General features: G+C 66.9%; 6 protein-coding genes. 1 reads left to right on the top strand and 5 read right to left on the bottom strand.

Translation table 11 applies throughout. The annotated features are described in order from the left end of the window. Both parE and ACT6QK_RS14640 read right to left on the bottom strand, forming a co-directional pair. Window positions 1-2,048 (bottom strand): DNA topoisomerase IV subunit B (gene parE / locus ACT6QK_RS14645; protein ID WP_444598560.1); only part of this gene is annotated, 2,048 nt, incomplete at its 3' end. Beyond that, a complete protein-coding gene (locus ACT6QK_RS14640; RefSeq protein WP_444598559.1) occupies window positions 2,002-3,387 on the bottom strand; it encodes an O-antigen ligase family protein in 1,386 nt (461 codons plus the stop codon). The genes parE and ACT6QK_RS14640, both read right to left, overlap by 47 nt. A gap of 61 nt (window positions 3,388-3,448) precedes the next feature. Here ACT6QK_RS14640 and ACT6QK_RS14635 point away from each other — a divergent pair, with 61 nt between their 5' ends. Then, the gene (locus ACT6QK_RS14635) at window positions 3,449-4,588 is read left to right on the top strand and encodes a low temperature requirement protein A (RefSeq protein ID WP_444598558.1); all 1,140 of its coding nucleotides are present in this window, start codon (window positions 3,449-3,451) and stop codon (window positions 4,586-4,588) included. Here ACT6QK_RS14635 and ACT6QK_RS14630 read toward each other — a convergent pair. From ACT6QK_RS14630 to ACT6QK_RS14620, 3 genes are all read right to left on the bottom strand, one after another. Further along, on the bottom strand, window positions 4,576-4,851 hold the full coding sequence (locus tag ACT6QK_RS14630) for a type II toxin-antitoxin system RelE/ParE family toxin (protein WP_444598557.1): 276 nt from the start codon (window positions 4,849-4,851) through the stop codon (window positions 4,576-4,578). The two genes, ACT6QK_RS14635 and ACT6QK_RS14630, sit on opposite strands and share 13 nt — an antisense overlap. Next, window positions 4,848-5,120, bottom strand: coding sequence for a hypothetical protein (locus ACT6QK_RS14625; RefSeq protein WP_444598556.1), 273 nt, complete (start codon window positions 5,118-5,120; stop codon window positions 4,848-4,850). The genes ACT6QK_RS14630 and ACT6QK_RS14625 overlap by 4 nt, the downstream gene beginning before the upstream one ends. A gap of 43 nt (window positions 5,121-5,163) precedes the next feature. Beyond that, the coding region (locus ACT6QK_RS14620; RefSeq protein ID WP_444598555.1) for a 3'-5' exonuclease at window positions 5,164-6,063 on the bottom strand (900 nt) is incomplete at its 5' end.

Below are 6,063 nucleotides of genomic sequence, written 5' to 3'. Positions count from 1 at the left end.
GCGTTGTCCTGGATGAAGCGGAAGCGCGCCTCGGCCTTCTTGCCCATCAGACGCTCGACCAGATCCTCGATGTCGTCTTCCGATGCGGGCAGCGTGACCTTGGCCAGGGTCCGCTTCTTCGGATCCATGGTGGTTTCCTTGAGCTGGGACGCCATCATCTCGCCCAGACCCTTGAACCGCCCGATCTCGACCTTCTTGCCCTTGAAAGTGGTGGCCAGCAGTTCCTCGCGGTGGGCGTCGTCCCGCGCATATTCCGACAGGGCGCCCGCCGAGATGCGGTAGAGCGGCGGCAGGGCCATGAACAGCCGACCCTGACGGATCACCTCAGGCATGGAGCGGTAGAAGAAGGTGATCAGCAGGGCCGCGATGTGGGCGCCGTCCACGTCGGCGTCGGTCATGATGACGATCCGCTCATAGCGCAGGTCGTCGATGTTGAAGCGCGGTCCCGGCGTCACGCCCAGGGCCAGGGTCAGATCCGACAGTTCGACGTTCTGGCGCAGCTTGTCCGCCGTGGCCGAGGCGACGTTCAGGATCTTGCCGCGCAGGGGCAGGATGGCCTGCACCGTCCGGTCGCGCGCCTGCTTGGCCGAGCCGCCGGCCGAATCGCCCTCGACGATGAACAGTTCGGTGCCGTCCGACGACTGGCGCGAACAGTCCGATAGCTTGCCGGGCAGGCGCAGCTTGCGCGTGGCGGCGGCCCGCTGGACCTCCTTGTCCTTGCGACGGCGCAGCCGGTCCTCGGCCCGGTCGATGACGAAGCCCAGCAGGGTGTTGGCCTGTTTCGGGCTTTCGGTCAGCCAGTGATCCAGCGGGTCACGCAGCAGTTGTTCGACCAGTCGTTGTCCTTCCGGCGAGGACAGCCGGTCCTTGGTCTGGCCCTGGAACTCCGGGTTGCGAATGAAGACCGAGATCATCGCGCCGGCGTTGGCGATGACGTCCTCGGCCGTGATCAGCCCGGCGCGCTTCTCGTTGGTCAGCTCGCCATAGGACTTCAGCCCCTTGACCAGGGCCGCACGGAAGCCCGCCTCATGGGTGCCGCCGTCGGGGGTCGAGACGGTGTTGCAATAGGACTGGACGAAGCCGTCGGCCTCGCCGAAGCCGATGGGCGACCAGGTCACGGCCCACTCGACCGCGCCGGCTTCGCCCTTGCGCTCGACCCGGCCGGTGAAGGCGGGGGTGACCATCTCCTGATCGCCGATCCGCTCGGCCAGGGCGTCGGCCAGACCGCCGGGGAAGTGCAGCACCGCCTCGGTCGGGGTCGCGTCGGTGATGCGCTCGGCCGCGCAGGTCCATTTGATCTCGACCCCGCGGAACAGATAGGCCTTGGACCGCGCCATGCGGAACAGGCGGGCCGGCTTGAACGCCGCCCCCACGCCGAAGATCTCGTGGTCTGGATGGAAACGGATCAGGGTGCCGTGCTTCTTCGACGGCTGGACCTGCTGGATCGGCGCCAGGACATGGCCCCGGCTGAACGACTGCTTCCACTCGAACCCGTCGCGCCAGACCGTCACGTCGAGATGATCCGACAGGGCGTTCACGACCGAGACCCCGACGCCGTGCAGGCCGCCGGACGTCTCATAGGCCTTGCCCGAGAATTTGCCGCCCGAGTGCAGCACGGTCATGACGACTTCCAGCGCCGACTTGCCGGGGTGTTTGGGGTGGGGATCAACGGGGATGCCGCGCCCGTCGTCGAACACCGACAGGAAGCCGTCGGCGTCCAGATCGACCTTGATGACCCTGGCGTGGCGGGCCACGGCCTCGTCCATGGCGTTGTCGAGCACCTCGGCGAACAGGTGGTGCAGGGCCCGTTCGTCCGTGCCGCCGATATACATGCCGGGGCGTTTGCGGACGGGCTCCAGCCCCTCCAGCACTTCGATGGACGAAGCCGAATATCCGCCGGGGGACGCCGGGGTTTCAGGCGCGCTTCGGGGGGCGGGCGCGGGAGGGGCGGCCGGCGCCTGAACCTGAACGGGAGCTGGCGCGGGCGTGCCGGCCGGGCGTTCAGGCTCGGGCGCGTCGTCGAACAGGGAAGGGGCGGGCTGAGCCATGATCATAGTCTGAGGCGATTCGGGACCGCGTCAGGTAGCCCCCGCGTCGGGTGCGGGCAAGCTCGCTCGTCCCGGCGACCCGAGCCGGCTGTGGATCGGGCAGGAAGCCGCGCGCCAGGGCCGCGAGCAACAGGGTCCACGGCAGGTTGGCGTTGGTCAGCAGCACGCTTTCCGACAGGCTAAGCAGCAGGAAGACCGCGAAATAGGCCAGGTTGAAATAGCCTTCGCGCGCCCCGGCGCCCCCGATCCGCGCCAGCAGCATCACGAAGGTCAGGGTCATAGTGAAGCCGACGAGGATCGCGCCCGGCCAGCCCAATTGCACCAAAAGGTCGATCCAGCCGTTGTGGGCCGAGGGCACCGGCCACTGGGTCTCCTGCCGGATCCACATCGCCGGGACCGACGTCCGCCCCCAGAAGGCCTGATAACCGAAGCCGGTCCAGGGCTTCTCCGCCACCTTGCGCATCAGGGCGGCCCAGATGTCGGTCCGGCCGGTCAGGGACGGGTCCTTGCCGAGCGCCTTCAGGATGACCGCCGGCTCGGTGATGACCAGATAGAGGATGAAGGCGCCCAGAACGACGCCGAGCCAGAGGCAGACCACGGAGAAGGCCGCTCCGCCGCGCCGCATGGCCCACAGTCCGCCGATCAGCCCGACGCCCACGATCATGCACAGCAGGGAGGTTTTGGACTGGGTCGCCAGCACCAGAAGCCCGCACACAGCGACCGTCAGAGCCGCCACGATCATCGACAGGCTGACACGGGTGTTGTCGGCCGAGGCGAGACAGGCTGCGGCGGCGATCACCCCCGCCACCATCACGACCCCCATCTGGTTCTTTTCATACCAGAGACCGCGCCACAGGCCGGCGTTGTCGTACTGGTGCACCCCGATGGCGGGAAAGGCGAAGACCATCACCAGACTGCCCAGCCCCATCAGCAGGCAGGAGATCATCAGCACCCTCGGCAGATGCGGCCCCTTGAACCTCGCGCCCAGATAGAGGGCGAAGACGCTCGATAGAGCCAGGGCGATGGTCCGCCGTGTGGTCACGCCCGGGTCGATCGACCAGTATTTCGACGCATAGGCGTGGATCACCATGATCCCCAGCAGCAGGAAGGCGGGCCAGGCGCGCCAGATGCGATCGGCGCGGAACAGCAGCAGACCCATCGTCGCCGCATAGACCGGCAGCCACATCATCCTCAGGATCGGGGTCTCTTCCTGCGTCGGCGCCAAGATCGGCCCGACCAGGGCGCCCGTCAGCAGCACGATGATGACGACGACGATCGCCTGCTCCCACCAGGGTGGAGCCGGTTCGTCGAGCGCAACCTCTGGACGAGCAAGGGACACGGCGCCACCATGAACAGAGTCGCTTAAGGAAGGGTTGGGGTCGGGTATGGTCGGATCGTTGTTGCGCGAGCGTCGTGCGGGTGAACATGCGCGCGTCGGGTTCGTCGAGCTGTTCTTCGATCTGGTCTTCGTCTTCGCCATCACCCAGGTCAGTCACCTGCTGATCCACCATCCGACGCCCCTGGGGGCGCTGGAATCCCTGATGCTGCTGATGGCCGTGTGGTGGAGCTGGAACTACACCAGCTGGGTGACCAACTGGGTCGATGTCGAGACGACGCCGGTCCGGCTGATGATCTTCGCCATCATGGCTGGCGGTCTGGTCATGGCCATGGCGATACCGGAGGCGTTCGACGCGCGTGGCCTGGTCTTCGCCGCCGCCTATGTGGCGATCCAGGTCGGGCGCAGCCTGTTCATGCTGTGGTGCGTCCGCAGCGACCCCGGCCTGACCCGCAACTTCCAGCGCATCCTGATCTGGTCTTCGGTCGCGGGCGTGCTCTGGATCGCGGGCGGACTGGCGGATCCGCACGACCGGCTGTGGTGGTGGCTGGCGGCCCTTGCCGTCGATTACGCCGCCCCGGCGATGGGCTTCCGCGTCCCGGGTCTCGGCAAGGCCGTTACGGCCGACTGGACCGTCGAGGGCGCCCATCTGGCCGAACGGGTCGGCCTGTTCATCATCATCTGCCTGGGCGAGACCCTGATGGTCACCGGCGCGACCTTCGCCGAGCTGGAATGGACCGCGCCCCACGTCTGGGCTCTGGCCTCGTCCTTCGTGACCTGCGTGGCCATGTGGTGGCTGTTCTTCGGCCGGGCGCACGAAGCCGCGTCCGAGCATTTCGCCCATGCCGCCGATGTCGGCGCCATCGCCCGCCGGGCCTACACTTACGCCCCCATCGTGGTCATCGCCGGGATCATTCTGGCGGCCGTCGGCGACGAGTTCGTCCTGGCCCACCCACTGGGCCATGCGGAGCCCCATGTCGCCGCCGCCATCCTGGGCGGGCCGCTGCTGTTCCTGTTCGGCAGCTCCCTGGCCATATTCGCCGTCTGGGGCCGCTGGAGCGTGGCGCGGTTGATGGGTTGTGTGGCGCTGATCGGTTTGGCGTTCGGCTGGCAGGTCCTCTCGCCGCTGACGCTGAGCCTGTCGTCGTCTGCGGTCCTGATCGCCCTCGCGGCGTGGGAGGGACTGCGCGCTCAGCGATCCTGACGGCTGTGAAAGATGCGCAGGATCGTCACCTGACGACTTGTGCGTCGGTAGCGGATCACAAAGCCGTCGCGTCCGAACTGAACGTGTTTTTCGCGAATGGTCCCACGAACCGAGAGACCGATGTCAGGAAAGTCGGACAGCAGGTCGATCACCTCGACAATGCGGATGGAAGCGGCTCTGCCGGCTTCTGGAGAATGGAGCTGTAACCATTTCACCTGGGCCTCGAAATCGAGTTCGGCCCGAGGCGACAGGATGACCTTCATCCGGGCTTGCCGAATGTCTTGTCGATCAGCGCCATGAATTCGGGCCGGACTTCGCTCCAGGGACGGCCTTCCTCCTGAAGGTCGTGGTCGGCGGCGTCTTCGTCACGAGGATCGCCATTGATCCAGGTGAAGTCGTCGTAGTCAAAGAATCGCGCATCCAGCACCATCGCCGCAAGGGCTTCCGGAGCGATGCCCATGGCTGTCGCCCGCTCGGCGATCTTGGCGGCGGTATAGTCGTTGAGCGTGAGGGTCAGAGCACCGTCGGCCATTCCCGGATCATGCCGCAACTTTGAAACTCATGCGAGAGGGCGCTCATTCCGCCTTCTCCACGAACGTATCGATCACCCGTTTCTCGCCCGCCTTCTCGAAGTCGATCAGCAGCTTGTTGCCTTCGATCACCCGCACGGCGCCATAGCCGAACTTCTGGTGGAAGACCCGTTCGCCCTTCTTCCAGCCGGACCCGGCCTTCGGGTCGGCGGTGGCGACGAGGCGGCCTTCGCCCTCGATGACGGCGCGGCGGGCGTGGGTGGGGCGGGGCGTGGCGGCGGCGGTGTGGGTCTGGGCCCGTTTCCAGCCGGGGGAGGAGTAACCGCTGCCGAAGGACGGCGCGTCATCCCAGCGCGACTTGGCCTCCTTCATGCCCTGCGAGGCGCCGTAATAGCCGGTGTCCGACTGGGCCTCGACGTGGGCCAGCGGCAGTTCATCGACGAAGCGGCTGGGCAGTTGCGAGGTCCATCGGCCGTAGACCAGACGATTGGCGGCGAAGGAAATCCGCGCGTCCTGCTTGGCCCGGGTGACGCCGACATAGGCCAGGCGGCGTTCCTCCTCGAGGCCCTTCTCGCCCTTCTCGTCGATGCTGCGCTGGCTGGGGAAGACGCCTTCCTCCCAGCCCGGCAGGAAGACCAGCGGGAACTCCAGCCCCTTGGCGCCGTGCAGCGTCATGATCTGAACCGCGTCGTCCCCGGCCTCGCCGCGATCCAGGTCCATGACCAGGGAGACATGCTCCAGATAGGCCTGCAGCGTCTCGAACTGCTGCATCGACTGTGTGAGCTCTTTCAGGTTGTCGAGCCGCGTCTGGCCCGAGGTCCGGTCGGCCTTCTGCATGTCGGTGTAGCCGCTCTCCTCCAGCAGGGTCTCGGTCAGCTCCCAGTGGGGCAGGTGGGCGGCCATGCCGCGCCAGCGGTCCAGATCGCGCACGAAGTTGGACAGGGC

The organism is Brevundimonas sp., assembly GCF_052436175.1.
GTDB lineage: Bacteria > Pseudomonadota > Alphaproteobacteria > Caulobacterales > Caulobacteraceae > Brevundimonas.
This window is presented reverse-complemented; position numbering and strand designations above follow the sequence as displayed.

What these genes read in the sequence shown, in the direction of transcription:
- ACT6QK_RS14630 (WP_444598557.1), bottom strand. Translation starts at nt 4,851, where the DNA reads ATGAAGGTCATCCTGTCGCCTCGGGCCGAACTCGATTTCGAGGCCCAG.
- ACT6QK_RS14625 (WP_444598556.1), bottom strand. Translation starts at nt 5,120, where the DNA reads ATGGCCGACGGTGCTCTGACCCTCACGCTCAACGACTATACCGCCGCC.